Below are 19477 nucleotides of genomic sequence, written 5' to 3'. Positions count from 1 at the left end.
ACTTAGGTAAAGGAAAGTCAACGTAACTGGCTGTCTTTCGATCCTCTGCGATTATATCCTGAATGTGATGCATTTTTTGAATCTTTCTCCTGCTGACAGGCAATGCAAAGCCGTACGCCGGGAATGGCCTTACGGCGCGCCTCGGGAATGGGTTCCCCGCACTCCTCGCATTCAGCCAGGCTTTCGCCGCGCGGAATTTCACCGCGTGCGCGCGCTACGGCATCTTCAATAGTACTGTTGATCTGTTCATTAACGGCGTCGTCATTCGCCCAACCGGAAGCCATGCTGTTCCCCTGAGTGGTTTAAGCCATATTATCAATATGGGGTTAAAAAACGCGCAGACAAGGCGCAAAGAAAGAGAACTGCATCCGTCGGGCAGATGCAGTTCGGGACTGGAAGGGGTTATTTATAGATGGTCGCCGTACCGTACATGTGGTTATCCCCGCCGGCGGCGTTCACCACAAACCCTTTAGCTCCTTCCTGACGGGCTTTTTCAGCCAGCTTGTCCTGAAGGTCATCAAGGTTGCTAGCCCGGCTGACGGAGACGGTCCCGGCCGCACGCAGCTGGCTGGTGTCGTTGCCGTTGGTCAGGGGTTGAACGGACCAGGCAGAGAACGAGGCGCCTGCCAGCGCACCCGCAATAATAAAGGTCAGATACTTTTTCATAATCACATCCTCAGGAGGGAAACAACAGGTGATTCCCCTTAAGTTTAGAAGCCTGACGAGTGTGATTTAGCGCAAAAATTTGATGATGATCTGCTTATTTTTTGAACGATATAATCTGACATTTTCTTGACAGATCATAGACATACAGGCCACTGATTTTGGTCGTTTTTTTGCGCCTCTCAGACAGATATTTACCCCTGCGCCTTCACAGGGTATCTTACGCGGCTGTTTAAAGGAGAATGCCATGACTTCCCAAAAGCCGGGATTGCACCCGCGAAACCGCCACCGTAGCCGCTACGACATGAATGCCCTGTGCCTGAGCTGCCCTCAGTTACGGGCGTTTATCGTTCAGACCCCTGCCGGTGAACCGTCGATCAACTTCGCCGATCCGCTGGCGGTTAAAGCGCTGAACAAGGCGCTGCTGGCCCACTTTTATGGCGTAGCGAACTGGGACATCCCTGAAGGCTTTCTCTGCCCACCGGTGCCGGGGCGTGCGGATTACGTCCATCACCTTGCCGATCTGCTGGCGGATGACAACGGCGGCGCGGTGCCAAACCAGGCCACCGTTCTTGATATCGGTACAGGCGCGAACCTAATCTATCCGCTGATAGGCGCGCATGAATACCAGTGGCGGTTTACCGGCAGCGAGATCGGTGCCGACGCGTTCGCCAGCGCGCAGGCCATTATCAACGCCAACCCGGGCTTAAGCCGTGCCGTTCGTCTGCGCCGTCAGAAGGACGCCGCGGCCATTTTCAACGGCATTATTCATAAGAACGAAAGCTACGATGCCACCATGTGTAACCCGCCGTTCCACGACTCGGCCGCTTCCGCACGCGCGGGAAGCGAGCGCAAGCGTCGTAATCTCGGCCAGGCTGAAGATGGTGCGCTGAACTTTGGCGGCCAGCAGCAGGAACTCTGGTGCGAGGGCGGGGAAGTGGCGTTCATTCTGCGCATGATTGCCGAAAGCAAAAGCTTTGGCCGTCAGGTGAAATGGTTTACGACGCTGGTCTCCCGTGGCGATAACCTGCCGCCGCTCTACCGCGCGCTGACCGAAGCCGGCGCCGTAAAAGTGGTGAAAAAAGAGATGGCGCAGGGACAGAAGCAGAGCCGCTTCATCGCCTGGTCGTTTATGGACGATAACAAACGCCGCAAATAGGGTTTCAGGCCCGGCAAGCGTAGCGCCGCCGGGCAGAACGATTACAGCGTCGGCGCCTGCGGCGGTGGCGGCGTAGCCGGCGATGGCAGTACCTGATAGGTCTGTACCGGCGCGCGCACCTCCGCCAGATCGAAGTGTTTTTTCACCATGCTGTCGAGCGCGAAGCGCACCGTCCACTGCTTTAGCGGCTGGGTGGTGAACGATACGCGCAGGGTAAAGGCGGTATTCGTCAGCCCGACGATGCCGGCGAACGACGGCTCGCCAATCACCAGCCCGCGAATATCCTCCATCTCCATCAGTTCGCTCACCGCGTCCCGCAGCGCCTGCTTCGCTTTCTCCGCGTCTTCATGGCGATCCACGTCGTAGTTCGCCACCACTGAACCAATGCCGCGCACAAAGTTGGCAAAGGTGGTGATCGATGACCACGGAATGATGTGGTACGCCCCGGTGTCCTGACGCACGCCGACGGAGCGAATGGACATCCGCTCCACCGTGCCGGTGAGCGGCCCGATGGTTACGAGATCTCCGGTGTTCATCCCGTTCTCAAACTGGATAAAGATGCCGGTGATAATATCTTTTACCAGCGTCTGCGAACCGAAGGAGATCGCCAGCCCCAGGGCACCGGCGCCTGCCAGCAGCGGGGCGATATTCACGCCGATCTCCGACAGCACAATCATGATGGTAATGGTGCTGATGATCACCGCCAGCGCGTTGCGAAACAGCGTGAGCAGCGTGCGGGCGCGGGCGCTGGGCAGCGGCCTGCCATGGACATCCGAGACCAGACGGTTCTCAATGAGGCTTGCCAGCAGCGTCCAGCCGACGGCGGAGAAGAACAGGATCAGCGCGATACGAATAAGTATATCGACGGTCTTTTCCCCCGCGCCGTTATGCAGCCAGTTCCAGAAATCAAACAGGCTCCACGCGTTCAGCAGCAGCATGATTGCCACGCAGACCGTCAGAATACGCGCCGCTTTCAGGGAGACCGACATCCAGCCGTTAACCCGTTTTTGCAGCTCCGGGTAATTCCGCTGAACCGGCGGCGACAGGGTAATGGTTTTCGAAAGCCAGCGGGAGAGCAGGCCGGAGACAAACGCCGCTATGCCGATAATCGCCAGGCTTTTAAACGTCGCCCCCATCATAAACTTCAGGCTGTTGCCCGGGTCGAACAGCGAGAAGAAGCACAGCACAATAAAATAGGCGCTGGCCAGCCAGTGCCACACCAGGGCAAAGGCGCGGATAAACAGGCTGAAAAAGGAGAGGGAGCGATCGGCCAGGTGCAGCAGGCTCTCGGTAATCGCTTTTTTATTATGGAAGATGAGGTACAGCGCCCAGACGGTTATACAGAGCATGATTAGCACGTTCGCCAGCGCCCCAAACTGCACGTTAACCTGGTTGGAAATAATCGGCACGGCAACCAGCAGGCCGTAACCAATTAACCCGCTCAGCACGCTGAGCCGCACCGCCCAGTATTTGGCGCTCCGATCCTGAATCGCGAAGGGGCGAAGATCCGGCACGCGCGGGCAGAAGATCAGCCGCAGAAGGGCCTTAAAGAATTCTATCAGCGCAAACGCGTTGAGGAACAGCGCCTGCTGAAAGGCGATGGTTTTGTTTCCGGTGTTAAGCCGGTCTGCCAGCAGCTGGCCGACAAACAGCGTCATCGCCAGCAGCAGCAAATCGATGATAAAGGCTCCGGTAATCATCGCCGGAAGATGTAACCAGCTGCTTTTTTGCTGATTCTTTTTACGTCCCCACTGGCCCATTTTTCGGTACAGCGGCCAGACGCACAGGCGCAGCAGCCAGTAAAAAATGAATACGGCACCCGCCAGAATAGCAAACTGCGTGGCTGCAGCGGAGAAGGTGTGGGGGTTAAAAGGCTTGTGGGATGTGCCAATCAGGTTTCGGTAGAGCTGGGCAAAACGCGACGACAGCGCTTCACCGTAGTGACGGCTGATGTCGGTGACGTTTTCCAGCACCGTTTTTTCTTCTTCGACCTGCGGCGGCGCTATGCTCGGTACCGGATCCTGAGGCGGCGTGGCGGCCACCTTCCTTAGCTGATCGATTAACTCCTGCCGGGACGTGTCGTTCTCAAGCACGTCGGCCAGGGCGCTGTAGGCGGCTTTTTTCTTTTCGGCGTCTGGCTCCGGCGGCGCATTCTGCTGGGTGGCGGTGGCTCCGGTGGTGACGCCAGGAATGGTTACAGCCAGCGATGGCGCGCTAAGCAGGCTAAACAAGAGCAACAGGATCCACGGCACGGCGTCCTCCGACAAAAATATCGTGCAAAATGATAAGTATAGAGGGCGAGAAGCGGAGGGGAGTTTTTGGGAACAATCCGGCGTAAAAAAGCCGGGCAAGCCCGGCTTAGCGTACTGCTGTCAGGAGACGTGCTGAAGGAATTCCTGGAGGCGCTGGCTTGGCGGGTTCGCGATCAGCGCCTGCGGATTTCCGTCTTCCGCGATACGGCCTTTATCAATGAAGATCAGACGGGACGCCACCTTTTCGGCAAAGCCGATTTCGTGGGTAACGATAACCATCGTCATGCCTTCTTCCGCCAGATCCTGCATGACCTTAAGCACCTCGTGACGCAGCTCCGGGTCGAGTGCGGAGGTTGGCTCATCAAACAGCATCATTTTTGGCTTCACCGCCAGCGCTCGGGCAATCGCCACGCGCTGCTGCTGGCCGCCGGACAGCTCGGAAGGATAGTGATGGGCACGCTCCGCCAGGCCCACTTTTGCCAGCAGATCTTTGGCCAGCGTTTCGGCCGCCGCTTTGCTGGCTCCGCGCACGCGCAGCGGACCGAACATCACGTTTTCCAGCGCCGTCAGGTGCGGGAACAGGTAGAACTGCTGGAACACCATGCCCGCTTCCTGGCGGATCAGGCGCTCGTCCACTTTCGGATCGTTAACCTTCAGACCATCGACGATTAAATCGCCGCTGGTGATCTCTTCGAGCTTGTTAATGCAGCGCAGCAGGGTGGATTTACCGGAGCCGGACGGCCCGATAATGACCACCACTTCACCCTGCCTGATGTTCAAATCAATATTGTGCAGCACCTGGGTTGGGCCAAAGTGCTTGGAAACGTTTTTAAATTCAATCACAGGATTTTCATCCTTCTTTCAAGACGACGCAGAACAAAGCTCAGGACAAGCGTGATAATCAGATAAACAACGGCGACCGCACTCCAGATTTCCAGGGCGCGGAAGTTACCCGCAATGATCTCCTGGCCCTGGCGGGTCAGCTCGGCAACGCCGATTACAATGAACAGCGAGGTGTCTTTGATACTGATGATCCACTGGTTGCCCAGCGGTGGCAGCATGCGGCGCAGCGCCAGCGGCAGGATCACGTGACGGATCGTTTCGCGACGTGAAAGGCCTAGCGCCAGGCCGGCTTCGCTGAAGCCTTTATGAATCGACAGCACCGCACCGCGGGTGATTTCCGCAATGTAGGCACCTGAGTTGATCATTATGGTCACAACGGCGGCGCTGAACGGGTCAATGCGCAGGTCGGTGAATGCCATTGGCAGGGCGAAGTAGATAAACATCACCTGCACCACAATCGGGGTGCCGCGGATCACTTCGATGAAAACCAGTGCGATGTGGTTTGCAATCCAGCCGCCGTAGGTGCGAGCGAAACCGGCCACCAGACCGATAATCAACCCGCCAACCAGACCAAGGACTGAGATCCATAGGGTCATTTTGGCGCCTTCAAGCAAGAGAGGAATGGCAGGCCAGATGGCGCTCCAGTCAAACTGCATGATGTATTCCTGTATACCGTGGTGAAAAACAAAAAACGTAGGCCCGGCAAGCGTGGGCGCCACCGGGCGTTACAAACCTGAGATCAGGTAAAATTATTTAGGCTCGGTACCGAACCATTTTTTGTAGATTTCGTTATAGGTGCTGTTCTCTTTCAGCGTTTTCAGCGCGCCGTTCACCTTGTTACGCAGGTCGTCGCTGCCTTTCGGGAACGCGATACCGTACTGCTGTGCTTCCAGAGAATCGCCTACCGCTTTGAACTTGCCGTTGCCTGCGGTTTTGATGAAGTACAGGATGTTCGGGGTATCGTGCAGCACCGCGTCAGCGCGGTTGGTGCCGAGTTCCATATAGGCGTTGTCGATGTTCGGGAACTGACGCAGGTCTTTGGTTTTGATGTTGGCTTTCGCGTAATCAACGGAACCGGTGCCGCTCTTCACAGCGACCACTTTACCGTCCAGATCTTTCACGCTTTTTACGTCGTTGTTGTCCGCTTTCACCATCACCAGCAGGCCGCTTTTGTAGTAGCCGTCAGAGAAATCGATCGCTTTTTTACGTTCTTCGGTAATGGTGATGCCGGCCAGCGCCAGGTCAACGTTTTTGGTTTGCAGCGCCGGGATGATGCCGCTGAAGTCCATTGGCTTCAGGGTGTAGTCCAGCTTGAGTTCTTTTGCGACAGCGGCCCACAGATCGACGTCAAAACCGACGTATTTATCACCCTGCTTAAATTCAAACGGTACGAACGCCGTGTCAGTCGCCACAACCAGCTTGTCGGCGGCCTGAGAGGACACCGCAAACGCCAGGGTAAGTGCAGCCAGTGAAACTTTTAATACAGACTTCATAGCATTTCCTTTTATATCCACGGGGCGATCCCCTGCGAGAACGTCAGGCACAATGAAAAAATCGTGCCAGTTTTACAACCTGTTGTTTTGCAAAGGAGATGATGTCACGCATTGCACAATAAGCGTGGCAATCCTGTTTTGTTGCACCAGAATGGAGCACCGTTTTGGTGCACTTCGTTAGGGGCTTCCGACAGGGAGGTATTTAGCGCAGAATCTGACGGAAAAACAATCTTCCGTTAACGGTTGTGTGAGGTGATTATTACATTTTATTCACTTTTGCGGCCGTTTCGCCCAAAAGTGCGCACCATAAATGTGCAAAACCCCCGCCAGGGGCGAGGGCTATTCAGATAATCCGCAGGGATTATTCGATGTTGGACTCAATGAACCACAGGAACTGATCCAGGTCGCGGGAGGCGGCGGTGAAGATATCAGCAGTATCTTCATCTTTTGCTTCACCGATGGCTTTACGAACGTCGTTGGCCACGATCGCGTAGCGGTCCGCCAGCTCTTTCAGGTGATCCTGAACGGTATGAATATCCAGCGGGTAGCTTTTCAGTGGCGTTTTGCTGTTGATCACCTGCGTGGTGCCCAGCGCCACGCCGCCCAGCTGTACGGCGCGTTCGGCCATGGTATCAAGGTGTGTAACCAGTGCTGTGCGGAAGCCATCCAGCATTTCATGAACGGCAATAAAGTTTGCACCGCGCATATTCCAGTGGGCCTGTTTGGTGATCAGCGAAAGATCGATGAACTGGACCACCTGGCGATTCAGCAGCTCAATGGTTGCCTTTTTATCGCTATCCGATACATCGTTACGGGTATAAAGCAGATTAGACGCTTTCGTTTTCACCAGTTTAGCGGTACTCATAATCTCATATCCTCTTGATGTTTGTGTCCCAGGTAATTACGGAACTAAGTATAGCACCGGATTTTTTCTCTGCGGTTTGGCGCTGCCTATCGGTTTAATAGCGAAAGGATGGTTGTATTATTAACTAGTTGAAATAAAAGGAATCTATAAAAATTGATGCAGATCAATCTTAATTTATCCTCTGGCAAGGCGGGCGGGTGACATATTTCAGCAATAAAGGCGACTTTGTAAGAAAGTATTTGGGCGAACGGATTCGGCGTATATTCTGCATGGCGGATGAACCATGCAGAATATAAGGGGTTAGCCGAGGTCGATTTTTTGAACCTTAGGTTCTGGACGCATGGTCAGCGTGGAGCCCATTGATGCCGCAATAATGGAGCAGAGCGCCAGCGTTTGCACCAGCGTCAGGGTTTCGCCGAGGAAAATCATTCCCGAAACGGCGGCCAGGGCGGGTTCCATGCTCATCAGGGTGCCGAAAATGCGCGTGGGCAGGCGCGTCAGGGCGATCATCTCCAGAGAGTAGGGCAGCGCCGTAGAGAGGATAGCGACCGCCAGCCCCACCGGCAGGATGGACCACTGCCATATTGAGTCCGTGGCCTGCGCCATGCCAAGCGGAACAAAAATGATGGCGGCAATCAGCGACCCTAACGCGACCGTCGCCGGACCGTGTTCTTCACCTGCACGCTGGCCGGTTAGTATGTAAACCGCCCAGCACGCCCCTGCGCCCAGCGCCAGAGCGGCACCCGTTAAATCGACTTGCGACACGCTTTGACCCAGCGGCAGCAGGAACCATAGCCCCAGCACGGCAAGGATCACCCAGATAAAGTCTACCGGACGACGGGAAGAGAAGAGGGCGACGGCCAGCGGGCCGGTAAATTCAAGCGCAACCGCGATCCCCAGCGGGATGGTCTGAATTGAGAGATAGAACATATAGTTCATCCCTCCCAGCGCCAGCCCATAAAAGAGCAGGGGCAGCCGCTGCTCCTTTTTAAAGCGTAACCGCCAGGGCTTAAAGATAACCACGAGGATCAGGGTGCCTAACGCGATGCGCAGCGCCGTGACGCCCGGCGCACCGACCAGCGGAAAGAGGGATTTCGCCAGCGACGCGCCACTCTGAATGGACATCATCGCGATAAGTATGACTACAACCGGCATCCAGACCGAAGACTTGCGGGGTAAACCAGGCATCCTTTCTCCTGTCAATTTATGTCAAATGAGGTAAAAGTGGCAGTGTAATGGAAATAAGCTGCAACGGTTGAGCTACTGTTGAAAAAAAACCAGGGAAAATCCGTAAAATGAGGAAAGGTTGATGATTTTATCGCCTGAAAGATTAGGAATAATCTGGATGAATGTAACGGCGATGGCGCGCACTATTAGCGTTAAAAGGTGAAAATCTGGAGTTATTTTAACAAGATAGAGCCTTCTGGAAATGTTCTGTTACAGGAAAGGTCTCATTAGACATCGTGAAGAACAAAGAGTTTCACAGAATTTTTTGATATATTTAAAACTTACGGACTTACTTGAAGCACATTTGAGGTGGTTATGAAAAAAATTGCATGTCTTTCAGCACTGGCAGCTGTTCTGGCTGTTTCCGCAGGTACCGCTGTAGCGGCAACTTCAACTGTAACTGGTGGTTACGCTCAGAGCGATATGCAGGGCGTGATGAACAAAACCAACGGTTTCAACCTGAAGTACCGTTACGAGCAAGACAACAACCCGCTGGGCGTGATCGGTTCTTTCACCTACACCGAGAAAGATCGTACTGAAAATGGCTCTTACAATAAAGGTCAGTACTACGGCATCACCGCGGGTCCTGCTTACCGCCTGAATGACTGGGCAAGCATCTACGGTGTTGTAGGTGTTGGCTACGGTAAATTCCAGCAGACCGAAAACCAGGGTCTGAACCGTACTGCTAGCAACAGCGACTACGGTTTCTCCTATGGCGCAGGTATGCAGTTCAACCCAATCGAAAACGTTGCTCTGGACTTCTCCTATGAGCAGAGCCGTATCCGCAACGTTGACGTTGGCACCTGGATCGCGGGCGTAGGTTACCGCTTCTAATCACTTCGGTGAGCCAGTAAAAAATCCGCCCCTTGTGGCGGATTTTTTTTGAGAAGCTTAAAGCAAAACGGCAATCCATGATTGCCGTTTTTTACGTTCGTTCCCCGCGGGTGAGGGCAACAGGCCGCCCGAGTCAGCGGAGATCACTTGCTCTTAATATCGAAAATATCCGTCCCCAGATGGTTATAGTCAACTTTCTGTAACCTGAAGTTGGTAATGTAAACTGGCGGACCCTTCTTCCCGGAGATAAACGGGTAATCATTTTTTATCTCCTTCGCCTTAATGCCCGTCCACTGTGAGAAGAATTTCAGGAAGTCGTTGGCGGAACGGCGTGCCTTAATGATGCGATGCGTTTTGTCATCGCTCGACAGCACCATGAACGGCACCTGGAAGTTCTGCTGGAATTTATCATCGTGCGCCAGATACTGCACCTCTTTGCCGCGCTCCTTAAACGCCAGGCCGCGGTCTGAGAAATAGACCATGGAGAAGCTGTCGCCGCTGTTGCGCAGCTGCGCGTACAGCTTGCTGAGCAGATCGTCGGTTTGCGTCATGGTGTAGAGGTAGCAGGAGGTCTCTTTCGACTGCACAAAGTCGGCGTACTTACCCTGCGTGCGGTCGCAGGCCTGCGGATGGGACCCCATCAGATGCAGGACAATCAGCTGCGGCTGGGTGCGCTGGGTGGCAAAAACCTGCGCCGTCATCTTCAGCAGCGCTTCATCTTTGGTATTTTTATCCGCTTCAAAGTCACCGCTCTTCAGGAACTGCACCTCGTCGGCACGCTTCGCGATGCTGGCAATAGCGGTATCGTATTCACCAATCTGTCCCTGATTTGAGAACCACCAGGTCTGGAAACTGGCGCGGTTAGCCAGCGTGACAAAATTATCCTGAAACTGCGGTTTGCCATCCACCACGCGGTTAAGCGTCAGGCCGAGGGATTTCTGCGTCGAGCCGCTGGCGGCAACGTAGTCGGTAAACAGCGTGCCGTTGACGGTGCTGGCAAACGGCGTGTTGTCCCAGTGGCCGCCAAACGCGCCAAGCGCATCGCGACGCGCGCTTTCGCCGATCACCACGACGTAGGTGTGGTACTTCGGCTTCACCGCCAGCACGTTCCAGGTATCTTTCATCGTGGAAAGCTCGGCCATGCGCGCCTGCTCGTCGAGCACTTCCTCGTTATTGACCACCACGTCCTTGACGAAGCGAAACACCGGATACCCGGTATCTTTAAGCTTAAACACGCCGCCCCAGGCCAGGTTTTGTACCGGCGCGACAAAAAACGTCACCACGCTGAAGGCCAGGCACAGGCTTTCAATTTTACCCCACGCCTTTCTCGCATCCGGCTTACGGCGAACCGCAATCACCCCAAGGGCAAAAATAAAAAGGCCAACGACGTAGCTGTACCACGGGAAGATCGTCAGGATCTCCGTGGACTCTTCCATATTGGTGGAGTGCAGCGCCAGCAGGGTATTAAAGTTTGGCGCGCCATACGCCTGGCCAAACGGGAAATAGGCCGCGGCGACCAGGGAGCAGAGACCCAGAAGCACTTTCTGCACGCGCGGTGCGCTTCGCCACAGCAGGTGCAGGATGCAGGTGAACGCGACGGCATAAAGCAGACTGAAGGGGTAGCCAAGCGCAAAGTTAATCAGCAGCGACTGCAAAAAATAGAATCCCGTCCACGGGCTTAAGGCCCGGCTGCGGGTAACAAGCGTATCAATCAGGGTTACGTTCATAGATCACTATCACGAAAACGCCATGTGCTCACCCTGGCGCCAAGGGTCAAAGCCTGCCGGACAGTGCGTGGAAAGGGAATGCGAGGTCCGCTTCAGCGAGCCGCAAATTGTGCAGGGCTGCAAGAAGATAGTGCGAGCGTGAATTAAGGTCAACAGTTGCTAAACAGATGTTTTGCGAAGGGGGCTGCAAATCCGCAAAAATAATCGGGAATTGGCCGTTTACAGGGAAAGCGTGAAGGGAAAATGAAGCGGCGTGCCGCGACGCCGCTTAGTGGGAGGATTTGTCGTCCTGGTGCGGTTTGTTGTTAAACATATCGCACAGCATGTTCAACAGCATTAAGCGCACTTTGAAGGGAGAGTGGGTAAACACGGTCATACACCTCTTGAATTCGTTCATAAGACCTCCTGATTTTTGATCCCTTCGATCCGTGAAGGGTGACTGCATTACATACAGATATAGCACAGGCTATATTGTATAGCTATGGCTAATTCGTTAATTTTTTGTGCTTGTAGAGCTATGGTTTACAATGTGCGCTCCGTTACAGGGCGCTGGAAGCGTCAACCCCATTGAGGAAGCACAATGAACCGTCGCGCAGGTAAGCCAACTAAAAAAACGACGCAACTGGTGAACGTTGAAGAGCATGTGGAAGGGTTTCGTCAGGTGCGTGAGGCGCACCGCCGGGAGCTGATTGATGATTATGTTGAGCTGATCTCCGACCTGATTCGTGAAGTCGGGGAAGCGCGTCAGGTGGATATGGCCGCACGTCTGGGCGTTTCACAGCCAACGGTTGCCAAAATGTTAAAACGTCTGGCGTCGGTAGGGCTGATCGAGATGATCCCGTGGCGCGGGGTGTTCCTCACCGCTGAAGGCGAAAAGCTGGCGCAGGAGAGCCGCGAGCGCCATCAGATCGTCGAGAATTTTTTACTGGTGCTGGGCGTGAGCCCGGAAATTGCCCGTCGGGATGCCGAAGGGATGGAGCACCACGTCAGCGAAGAGACGCTGGTACGGTTCCGCGAATTTACGCTCAAATACGGTCCCTCCGCTGAATGAACATCCCCGGCCTGCAGGCCCTGAAACGCGATCGCTTTTTCCATCTGCTGCTTATTATTGGCGTCGGGCTCAGCCTGTTTGTGCCCTTTGCGCCGCAGGCCTGGCCTGCGGCCATTGACTGGCGCACCATCATCACCCTGAGCGGGCTGATGATGCTCACCAAGGGCGTTGAGCTGAGCGGCTATTTCGACGTCCTGGGGCGCAAAATGGTGCGCCGCTTTGCCACCGAGCGCAGGCTGGCGCTGTTTATGGTCTTCTCGGCGGCGCTGCTGTCGACGTTTCTGACCAACGACGTGGCGCTGTTTATCGTGGTGCCGCTTACGCTCACGTTGCGTAAGCTGTGCGAAATTCCGGTGACCCGTCTGATCATTTTTGAAGCGCTGGCCGTTAACGCCGGCTCGCTGCTCACGCCGATTGGAAACCCGCAGAACATTTTGCTGTGGGGACGCTCCGGCCTGTCGTTTACCGCCTTTACCTGGCGGATGGCGCCGCTGGCGCTGGCGATCGTGCTGACGCTACTGGTGGTCTGCTGGTTTGCCTTCCCTAATAAATCGCTGCAGTACCACAGCGGTACGGCCGGCCCGCAGTGGCAGCCGCGCCTGGTCTGGAGCTGCCTCGGCCTGTATATCGTTTTCCTCACCGCGCTGGAGCTAAACCAGGCCCTGGCGGGCGCGCTGCTGGTGGCGTGCGGTTTCCTGTTCCTCGCCCGGCGGGTGCTGGTGAGCGTTGACTGGACGCTGCTGCTGGTCTTTATGGCGATGTTTATCGATGTGCATCTGCTGATCCAGCTCCCGGTATTGCAGAGCGTTCTTCACGGCGTCAGCGGCCTGTCCCAGGCGGGGCTGTGGCTGACGGCGATTGGTCTTTCGCAGGTCATCAGCAACGTGCCGTCCACCATTTTACTGCTTAACTATGTTCCCCCTACGGCGCTGCTGGCCTGGGCGGTTAACGTCGGTGGCTTTGGGCTGCTGCCCGGCTCGCTGGCGAACCTGATCGCCCTGCGTATGGCAAACGACCGCCGCATCTGGTGGCGCTTCCATCTCTGGTCAATCCCGATGCTGCTCTGGTCAGCGGCGGTCGGTTTCGGACTATTCCTTCTCATATAGTGCGCAATTTGTCAGTTTTTCCTGGCAAATGTATAGCAACGTCCTAGCTTTAGTGAACGGCATAGTGTGATGCCGCTCACTGACAGGACCGTTGCTGAACTATGGCAGAAGATCAAAACCCACCTGCTGACGAGCAGGAAAACAATAATAACGAGCGCAAGCGCCCGGGCAAAAAACCGTTAATTATCCTTGGCATCGTGGTCATCGTGATGGTGATTGTGGCGCTGGTGTGGTGGTTTTTGACCCGTAACGAAGAGACCACCGACGACGCCTTTACCGACGGTGACGTGGTGACGATTGCCCCTAAAACGGCGGGCTACGTTACCGAGCTTCGCGTGCGGGATAACCAGCGCGTGAAAAAAGGCGACGTGCTGGTGGTAATCGATCCTCGCGATAACATCGCCCAGCGCGATCGGGCTAAGGCCGAGCTCGGGCTGGCGCAGGCTCAGCTGCATCAGGCTCAGGCGCAGCTGGCGCTCTCGAAGGTGCAATATCCCGCCCAGCGCGACGAAGCCAGGGCTCAGGTGCTGAAAGCGCAGGCGGATATGGCGAACGCGCAGGCGGAGTATCGCCGCCAGCGCGGCGTTGACCCGCGCGCGACCACTCAGCAAAGTATCGATTCCGCGAATGCCCAGCTGCGCAGCGCGCAGGCGGGTCTTGCCAGCGCCCGGGCGCAGCTGGAGGTGGCGGAGCAGGTTCAGCTGCAAATTCGCCAGCAGGAGACCAACGTCGAAGCCCGCGAGCGGCAGGTCGACCAGGCCAGAGCGCAGCTGGAAACCGCCAACCTGAACCTCTCTTATACCGAAGTCCGCGCCCCGTTCGACGGCTTTGTGACCAAACGCAACGTGCAGCCCGGCACGCTGGTGCAGGCGGGCACGGCGCTGTTCTCGCTGGTGTCCCCGAACGTGTGGGTAGTGGCGAACTTCAAGGAGTCGCAGCTTGAGCGCATGAAGCCCGGAGATAGGGTCACCGTCTCCGTGGATGCCTGGCCGGATATGGCGCTGGAAGGCCACATCGACAGCATCCAGCAGGGCAGCGGCTCGCGCTTCTCCGCCTTCCCGTCGGAAAACGCTACCGGTAACTTTGTGAAGATCGTTCAGCGCGTGCCGGTGAAAATCGTCATTGATAAAGGGCTGGATCCGAACAGGCCGCTGCCGCTGGGGCTGTCGGTTGAACCGAAGGTCACCGTGGAATGACGGACAGCAGCCACGAAAACTGGAAGCCCGCCAGCAACCCGTGGGCGGTGGCGATTGTGGTCACCCTGGCGGTGTTTATGGAAATTCTGGACACCACCATCGTCAACGTGGCGCTGCCGCACGTGGCGGGGTCGCTTTCGGCCAGCTATGACGAATCCACCTGGGTGCTCACCAGCTACCTGGTGGCGAACGGCATCGTGCTGCCCATCTCGGCGTTCCTGAGCCGCCTGTTTGGCCGCAAGCAGTTCTTCCTGATCTGCATCGTCATGTTCACCATCTGCTCGTTCCTGTGCGGCATCGCCACCGAGCTGTGGCAAATTATCCTGTTCCGCGTGATGCAGGGCTTCTTCGGCGGCGGATTGCAGCCCACGCAGCAGTCGGTTTTGCTCGACTACTTCAAGCCGGAGGACAGGGGCAAAGCTTTCGGTCTTTCGTCGATTGCCATTATCGTTGCGCCGGTGCTTGGCCCGACGCTGGGCGGCTGGATCACCGATAACTACTCCTGGCGCTGGGTGTTCTTCATCAATATTCCGGTGGGGATCGTGACGGTGCTGGCGATCTACCAGCTGCTGGAAGATCCGCCGTGGGAGAAAAAATCGGAAGAGAAGCTCACCGTCGACTGGATGGGGATCGGCCTGATCGCCCTCGGTCTGGGCTGTTTGCAGGTGATGCTCGACCGGGGCGAGGACGACGACTGGTTCTACTCGAACTTTATCCGCACCTTTGCGGTGCTGACGCTGGTCGGCATTATCGGCGCGATCTACTGGCTGGTGTATGCCAAAAAGCCTGTGGTGGATCTGCACTGCATGAAGGACCGTAACTTCGCCGTCTCCAGCCTGCTGATGGCGGGGATGGCGATGATCCTGTACGGCAGCTCGGTTGTTATCCCGCAGCTGGCGCAGCAGGATTTAGGCTATACCGCCACCTGGTCCGGGCTGGTGCTGTCGCCCGGGGCGGTGCTGATCGTCTTAACTATTCCGCTGGTGCTGAAGCTGATGCCGGTGGTGCAGACGCGCTGGATCATCGCCTTTGGCTTTACCTGCCTGGCGGTGTCGTTCTTCTGGTCGCGCACGCTGACGCCGGATATTGACTTCGAAACCCTGGTGCTGTTCCGCAGCGCCCAGTCGATTGGGCTGGGGTTCCTGTTCGTGCCGCTGACCACCATCGCGTTTATCTCGATTCCGAGGCGGCTCAACGCCGATGCGGCTGCGCTATTCACCATGTTCCGCAACGTGGCAGGCTCGATTGGCATTTCGCTATCGACGGCCGCCATTACCGAGCGCTCGCAGGCGCACAGCGCGCACCTGGCGTACCACGCTACGCCGTTTAACGAACAGTTCCAGCTGGCGATACGCGAAAGCGCGCAGGCGATCCAGAACTTCACCACCCAGGTGGGCGATCCGACCGGCATTGCCACCGGGCGGATGTACCAGACGATGATCGAGCAGTCGCGCTTCCTGGCCTACATCGACGTCTTCACCCTGCTGAGCGCGGTGGCCTTTTTACTGATTCCGTTTTGTTTGTTGCTCTCGCCGGTTAAGAGCGAGGGGAGTGCAGGAGCACACTGATGATACACAGACGTTTACACCCCCTGATGATAATGATGCTGCTGGTGGGCTGCGCCGTCGGGCCGGACTACCAGCAGCCCGCACCGCCTGCGGCCGCGCGCTGGAACGATAAGGGCGACGGCGCGGTGAAATCGCAAACTACCTCCGCCGCGACCAATCCGCGCTGGTGGAAAACCTTCGGCTCGCCGCAGCTCGATAGCCTGGTTGAGCGCGCCATCGCCGGGAACCTGACGCTACAGCAGGCGGTACTGCGCATTGCCGGCGCGCGTGAACAGATAAACCAGGCGGGCGGGGCATTTTTCCCGTCGGTGAACGGCAGCGTGCAGGCCACGCGCCAGCAGCTCGGCCTGGAAGGGGAGCTGAAATCCCACGGCGTGTACGACCAGCTGGATAACGTCGATCCGCAGCTGCGGGGGGCGTTAGGACCGCTGACGCAGCCGATCAACCTTTATCAGGGCAGCTTTGACGCCCGGTGGGAAATCGACCTGTGGGGCAAGGTGCGCCGTCAGGTGGAGGCGGCGGAGGCGCAGCAGAGGGCGGCAGTCGAGCAGCGTAACGATGCGCTGGTGTCGCTGGAGGCGGAAGTGGCTCGCGCCTGGCTACAGCTGCATGGCGCGCAAAGCATCATCGCTACGCTCAATACCCAGATCGAGAGCGCCCGGCAGACGCTGGCGCTCACGGAGAGCCGCCAGCGCGGCGGGCTGTCGCCGCAGATGGACGTGGAAAACGCCCGGGCGCAGCTGGGCACTCTTGAAGCCCAGCTGCCGCAGTATGAGGCGCAGGCGCGTCAGGCGATGAACGGCCTGGCGATCCTCCTCGGCAAGCCGCCGGGCGCGCTGGATGCTGAACTCCAGTCTTCACAGCCCATGCCCGCGTTGCCAGATATTGTGCAAACGGGCATTCCGTCAACGCTGGCGCGGCGTCGCCCGGACGTGCGCGAAGCGGAGGCGAACCTCCATGCCGCCACGGCGCAAATCGGCGTCTCGGTGGCGGAGCTGTTCCCGAGCTTTACCCTCTCCGGTCAGTTTGGCATGCGCAACAGCGAATCCGGCTGGCTGACCGACTGGAGCAGCCACTTCTACAGCTTTGGCCCGCAGGTTTCCATTCCCATCTTCCAGGGCGGTCGGCTGGTCTCCAGCGTGAAGGTGGCGCGCGCGCAGCAGGGCGCGGCGGTACTGGACTACCGTCAGACGGTGCTGACGGCGCTCGGCGACGTCGAAAATGCCCTGGTGAGCTATCGCACCGACCAGCAGCGTGAGGCGGGCCTCGCGAAAACCATCGATGCGCTGCAAAACGCCTTTGACCTGGCGAGCGACAGCTACCGGCAGGGAATCGCCAGCTTTATCGACGTGCTGGACGCCCAGCGGCAGCTGGCGCAGGCGCAGCAGCAGCGCGCGCAGGCGCAGGTGCAGAGCGCGCTTGACCTGGTGGCGCTCTACAAAGCCCTCGGCGGCGGCTGGGAGCCGTATCAGCAGGTGCAGCTCCCGGATTACGCCGTCTTTGGCGACGCCCCGCGCGGATAGATTTGGAGGATTGGGCAAGAAACGGACAGGAACGCCACATTCGCGATGGCCGAGGGGCGGGTATAACTAACGGACACCCATCGACATGCGAGGAAAGCGTTATGCGTTATCAAAAACTGGGCAATACCGGACTGTTTGTTTCAGAACTCTGCCTCGGCACCATGACCTTCGGCGGCGAGGGCGGCATGTGGGGCAAGATTGGCCAGCTCAGGCAAAACGACGCCGAGCAGCTGGTGGGCCGCGCGCTGGACGCCGGCATCAACTTTATCGACACAGCCGACGTCTATTCGGAAGGACGCTCGGAGGAGATCCTCGGTCAGGCGCTGAAAAACCTGAACGTCCCGCGCGAAAACGTGGTGGTCGCCACCAAGGTGTTCGGCGAAACGGGTACCGCGGGAGTGAACTCACGCGGTGGCTCGCGCTATCACATTATCGGCAGCGTGAAGGAGAGCCTGCGCCGCCTGCAGCTGGATCATATCGATCTCTATCAGCTACACGGCTTCGATCCGGCAACCCCCATCGAAGAGACCCTCCACGCCCTGGATAACCTGGTGCAGCACGGCCACGTTCGCTATATCGGTGTCTCTAACTGGGCGGCCTGGCAGATTGCCAAAGCGCTGGGCATTTCCGAACGCCTGGGCCTGTCCCGTTTCGCCTCACTCCAGGCGTATTACACCATCGCCGGACGCGACCTGGAGCGCGAGCTGGTGCCGATGATGCAGAGCGAAGGCGTCGGGCTGATGGTCTGGAGCCCGCTGGCGGGCGGCCTGCTGAGCGGGAAATACGGTCGTGACGGGCAGAGCGAAACCGGAGGCCGCCGACTGGAGTTTGACTTCCCGCCGGTGAATAAAGATCGCGCCTTCGACTGCGTGGACGTGATGCGCGTCATTGCCGAGCGTAAGGGCGTTTCCGTGGCGCAAATCGCGCTGGCGTGGCTGCTGCATCAAAAAGCGGTGACCAGCGTGATTATCGGCGCGAAGCGCGTCGAGCAGCTGGAGGACAACATTGCCGCCACCGGGATCCGCCTGAGCGAAGACGAGCTTAGAGAGCTTGATGCCGTCAGCGCGCTGCCGCGCGAATATCCGGGCTGGATGCTGGAGCGGCAGGGCGAGCATCGCCGCAGCCAGCTCGCGCAGCAGTAACCTTCCTTCCCCCCCCGGCGGCGCGTCGCTTGCCGGGGGGGAAGGCCTTAAGAAGTTATGGTACTCATCATTTTTGTTCAAACAGAAAACTCCAGTAAATGAAATACCTGCAATTTTCATAGCCGCTACGACAGCGCGCTGATATTGGTTTTGTAATTCACCAGGGCTGCAGCCCGCTGATGTTCCCTTCATACTTCTCCAGGTAATCCGTAAGTGCAACCACGGGCTGGCAATAATCCAGCTGCGCATGAAGGAATAGACTGGAAAGAGTCTAACAGGCATAACCTGCTTTCCCAGAATCTGAAAGTAGCGGCGAAGATAAAGCCCATCATATACTTTTTTAATCCACGCAAATCAAAATTATTCAATAATTATTGCTTAATGTGTTTTATTTCTTTTTAATGCAAATGAAGGAGGGTAGTGGTAAATCCCCAATAATAAATGAGTTTGTATATTTTCGAATCGTAATTCTTTTGTTTTCAAAATCAAACAGATCGAACAATAACCCTGCTGATTCATTTTGGGTCATATTATCATCAGGGTGTTTAGAAACTAATATATCAGATAAATAAAAATCACTCTTGTTTCTGCCAAGCACCTTAAAGGTTATGTCGCGATTGACAAGATGTTTATTAATTGGAACGGGTTGCCTGGCTGATACAGATGTTCCAAAGATGCTGATCATGCCTGTTCCTGGGCGGATCTTAACGCTGATTGTACCATTAAAAGTATATTCATGATCCCCTGGAGAGTTCATTTCAACGGCGGCAGTACAATTTACATTATTACTATTCGAGATAAAGCATAAGGTAATAACGGTAAGGATTA

19 protein-coding genes are annotated in these 19477 nt (G+C 56.6%); 8 read left to right on the top strand and 11 right to left on the bottom strand.

Annotation, left to right across the window (positions count from 1 at the left end):
- Positions 1 to 17: 17 nt before the first annotated feature.
- Together HWQ14_RS20470 and mcbA are read right to left on the bottom strand one after the other, a co-directional pair.
- Positions 18 to 284, bottom strand: a complete 267-nt coding sequence (locus tag HWQ14_RS20470) for a DksA/TraR family C4-type zinc finger protein (protein ID WP_148420745.1) — start codon at positions 282 to 284, stop codon at positions 18 to 20.
- A 118-nt stretch (positions 285 to 402) separates the two neighbouring features.
- Entirely contained in the window at positions 403 to 666 is a 264-nt protein-coding gene (gene mcbA / locus HWQ14_RS20465; protein ID WP_148420744.1) for a DUF1471 family periplasmic protein McbA, read from the bottom strand.
- Positions 667 to 910: 244 nt separating this feature from the next.
- Between mcbA and rlmF the strand changes: the two genes are divergently transcribed.
- Positions 911 to 1822 (top strand): 23S rRNA (adenine(1618)-N(6))-methyltransferase RlmF, encoded by a 912-nt coding sequence (rlmF, locus tag HWQ14_RS20460; protein ID WP_176610827.1) that lies wholly within the window; start codon positions 911 to 913, stop codon positions 1820 to 1822.
- A 41-nt stretch (positions 1823 to 1863) separates the two neighbouring features.
- Here the strand turns inward: rlmF and ybiO are convergent, their stop codons facing one another.
- The 6 genes from ybiO to rhtA form a co-directional block, all read right to left on the bottom strand.
- Positions 1864 to 4074, bottom strand: coding sequence for a mechanosensitive channel protein (ybiO, locus tag HWQ14_RS20455; protein ID WP_176611234.1), 2211 nt, complete (start codon positions 4072 to 4074; stop codon positions 1864 to 1866).
- Positions 4075 to 4194: 120 nt separating this feature from the next.
- On the bottom strand, positions 4195 to 4917 hold the full coding sequence (gene glnQ / locus HWQ14_RS20450) for a glutamine ABC transporter ATP-binding protein GlnQ (RefSeq protein ID WP_022647522.1): 723 nt from the start codon (positions 4915 to 4917) through the stop codon (positions 4195 to 4197).
- Entirely contained in the window at positions 4914 to 5573 is a 660-nt protein-coding gene (gene glnP / locus HWQ14_RS20445; RefSeq protein WP_003858462.1) for a glutamine ABC transporter permease GlnP, read from the bottom strand. Before glnP ends, glnQ begins: the two co-directional genes overlap by 4 nt.
- Before the next feature lie 93 nt (positions 5574 to 5666).
- Complete coding sequence (glnH, locus tag HWQ14_RS20440) at positions 5667 to 6410, bottom strand: glutamine ABC transporter substrate-binding protein GlnH (protein WP_176610826.1); 744 nt, start codon at positions 6408 to 6410, stop codon at positions 5667 to 5669.
- Positions 6411 to 6771: 361 nt separating this feature from the next.
- Entirely contained in the window at positions 6772 to 7275 is a 504-nt protein-coding gene (gene dps / locus HWQ14_RS20435; RefSeq protein WP_000100801.1) for a DNA starvation/stationary phase protection protein Dps, read from the bottom strand.
- A 300-nt stretch (positions 7276 to 7575) separates the two neighbouring features.
- Positions 7576 to 8463, bottom strand: coding sequence for a threonine/homoserine exporter RhtA (rhtA, locus tag HWQ14_RS20430; protein WP_176610825.1), 888 nt, complete (start codon positions 8461 to 8463; stop codon positions 7576 to 7578).
- A gap of 354 nt (positions 8464 to 8817) precedes the next feature.
- Here rhtA and ompX point away from each other — a divergent pair, with 354 nt between their 5' ends.
- The gene (gene ompX, locus HWQ14_RS20425) at positions 8818 to 9336 is read left to right on the top strand and encodes an outer membrane protein OmpX (protein WP_003858450.1); all 519 of its coding nucleotides are present in this window, start codon (positions 8818 to 8820) and stop codon (positions 9334 to 9336) included.
- Positions 9337 to 9479: 143 nt separating this feature from the next.
- Here the strand turns inward: ompX and HWQ14_RS20420 are convergent, their stop codons facing one another.
- Both HWQ14_RS20420 and mntS read right to left on the bottom strand, forming a co-directional pair.
- Positions 9480 to 11063: a phosphoethanolamine transferase gene (locus HWQ14_RS20420; protein WP_176610824.1), complete on the bottom strand. Its 1584-nt coding sequence runs from the start codon at positions 11061 to 11063 to the stop codon at positions 9480 to 9482.
- A 268-nt stretch (positions 11064 to 11331) separates the two neighbouring features.
- Positions 11332 to 11460: a manganase accumulation protein MntS gene (gene mntS, locus HWQ14_RS20415; protein WP_032645368.1), complete on the bottom strand. Its 129-nt coding sequence runs from the start codon at positions 11458 to 11460 to the stop codon at positions 11332 to 11334.
- Positions 11461 to 11643: 183 nt separating this feature from the next.
- Here mntS and mntR point away from each other — a divergent pair, with 183 nt between their 5' ends.
- The 6 genes from mntR (at position 11644) to HWQ14_RS20385 (ending at position 18649) form a co-directional block, all read left to right on the top strand.
- A complete protein-coding gene (gene mntR, locus HWQ14_RS20410) occupies positions 11644 to 12114 on the top strand; it encodes a manganese-binding transcriptional regulator MntR (protein ID WP_148420737.1) in 471 nt (156 codons plus the stop codon).
- A complete protein-coding gene (locus HWQ14_RS20405) occupies positions 12111 to 13220 on the top strand; it encodes an anion transporter (RefSeq protein WP_176610823.1) in 1110 nt (369 codons plus the stop codon). Before mntR ends, HWQ14_RS20405 begins: the two co-directional genes overlap by 4 nt.
- Positions 13221 to 13321: 101 nt before the next feature.
- Positions 13322 to 14416, top strand: a complete 1095-nt coding sequence (locus HWQ14_RS20400) for an HlyD family secretion protein (protein WP_148420735.1) — start codon at positions 13322 to 13324, stop codon at positions 14414 to 14416.
- A complete protein-coding gene (locus tag HWQ14_RS20395; RefSeq protein WP_176610822.1) occupies positions 14413 to 15984 on the top strand; it encodes a DHA2 family efflux MFS transporter permease subunit in 1572 nt (523 codons plus the stop codon). Before HWQ14_RS20400 ends, HWQ14_RS20395 begins: the two co-directional genes overlap by 4 nt.
- A complete protein-coding gene (locus HWQ14_RS20390) occupies positions 15984 to 17507 on the top strand; it encodes an efflux transporter outer membrane subunit (protein ID WP_176610821.1) in 1524 nt (507 codons plus the stop codon). Before HWQ14_RS20395 ends, HWQ14_RS20390 begins: the two co-directional genes overlap by 1 nt.
- Positions 17508 to 17608: 101 nt before the next feature.
- Positions 17609 to 18649, top strand: coding sequence for an aldo/keto reductase (locus tag HWQ14_RS20385; RefSeq protein WP_176610820.1), 1041 nt, complete (start codon positions 17609 to 17611; stop codon positions 18647 to 18649).
- A 388-nt stretch (positions 18650 to 19037) separates the two neighbouring features.
- Here the strand turns inward: HWQ14_RS20385 and HWQ14_RS20380 are convergent, their stop codons facing one another.
- Positions 19038 to 19334, bottom strand: coding sequence for a hypothetical protein (locus tag HWQ14_RS20380; RefSeq protein ID WP_176610819.1), 297 nt, complete (start codon positions 19332 to 19334; stop codon positions 19038 to 19040).
- Between the last annotated feature and the right edge of the window lie 143 nt (positions 19335 to 19477).

The organism is Enterobacter cloacae, assembly GCF_013375935.1.
In the GTDB taxonomy this organism is placed as follows: Bacteria; Pseudomonadota; Gammaproteobacteria; order Enterobacterales; family Enterobacteriaceae; genus Enterobacter; species Enterobacter pasteurii.
This window is presented reverse-complemented; position numbering and strand designations above follow the sequence as displayed.

Excerpts from the sequence above, each read along its gene's own strand:
- dps (WP_000100801.1), bottom strand. The coding sequence starts at position 7,275 with ATGAGTACCGCTAAACTGGTGAAAACGAAAGCGTCTAATCTGCTTTAT.
- HWQ14_RS20420 (WP_176610824.1), bottom strand. The coding sequence starts at position 11,063 with ATGAACGTAACCCTGATTGATACGCTTGTTACCCGCAGCCGGGCCTTA.
- mntS (WP_032645368.1), bottom strand. The coding sequence starts at position 11,460 with ATGAACGAATTCAAGAGGTGTATGACCGTGTTTACCCACTCTCCCTTC.
- HWQ14_RS20405 (WP_176610823.1), top strand. The coding sequence starts at position 12,111 with ATGAACATCCCCGGCCTGCAGGCCCTGAAACGCGATCGCTTTTTCCAT.
- mcbA (WP_148420744.1), bottom strand. The coding sequence starts at position 666 with ATGAAAAAGTATCTGACCTTTATTATTGCGGGTGCGCTGGCAGGCGCC.
- ompX (WP_003858450.1), top strand. The coding sequence starts at position 8,818 with ATGAAAAAAATTGCATGTCTTTCAGCACTGGCAGCTGTTCTGGCTGTT.
- HWQ14_RS20390 (WP_176610821.1), top strand. The coding sequence starts at position 15,984 with ATGATACACAGACGTTTACACCCCCTGATGATAATGATGCTGCTGGTG.
- HWQ14_RS20400 (WP_148420735.1), top strand. The coding sequence starts at position 13,322 with ATGGCAGAAGATCAAAACCCACCTGCTGACGAGCAGGAAAACAATAAT.
- HWQ14_RS20380 (WP_176610819.1), bottom strand. The coding sequence starts at position 19,334 with ATGATCAGCATCTTTGGAACATCTGTATCAGCCAGGCAACCCGTTCCA.
- glnH (WP_176610826.1), bottom strand. The coding sequence starts at position 6,410 with ATGAAGTCTGTATTAAAAGTTTCACTGGCTGCACTTACCCTGGCGTTT.
- glnP (WP_003858462.1), bottom strand. The coding sequence starts at position 5,573 with ATGCAGTTTGACTGGAGCGCCATCTGGCCTGCCATTCCTCTCTTGCTT.
- mntR (WP_148420737.1), top strand. The coding sequence starts at position 11,644 with ATGAACCGTCGCGCAGGTAAGCCAACTAAAAAAACGACGCAACTGGTG.
- HWQ14_RS20385 (WP_176610820.1), top strand. The coding sequence starts at position 17,609 with ATGCGTTATCAAAAACTGGGCAATACCGGACTGTTTGTTTCAGAACTC.
- HWQ14_RS20470 (WP_148420745.1), bottom strand. The coding sequence starts at position 284 with ATGGCTTCCGGTTGGGCGAATGACGACGCCGTTAATGAACAGATCAAC.
- HWQ14_RS20395 (WP_176610822.1), top strand. The coding sequence starts at position 14,413 with ATGACGGACAGCAGCCACGAAAACTGGAAGCCCGCCAGCAACCCGTGG.
- rlmF (WP_176610827.1), top strand. The coding sequence starts at position 911 with ATGACTTCCCAAAAGCCGGGATTGCACCCGCGAAACCGCCACCGTAGC.
- rhtA (WP_176610825.1), bottom strand. The coding sequence starts at position 8,463 with ATGCCTGGTTTACCCCGCAAGTCTTCGGTCTGGATGCCGGTTGTAGTC.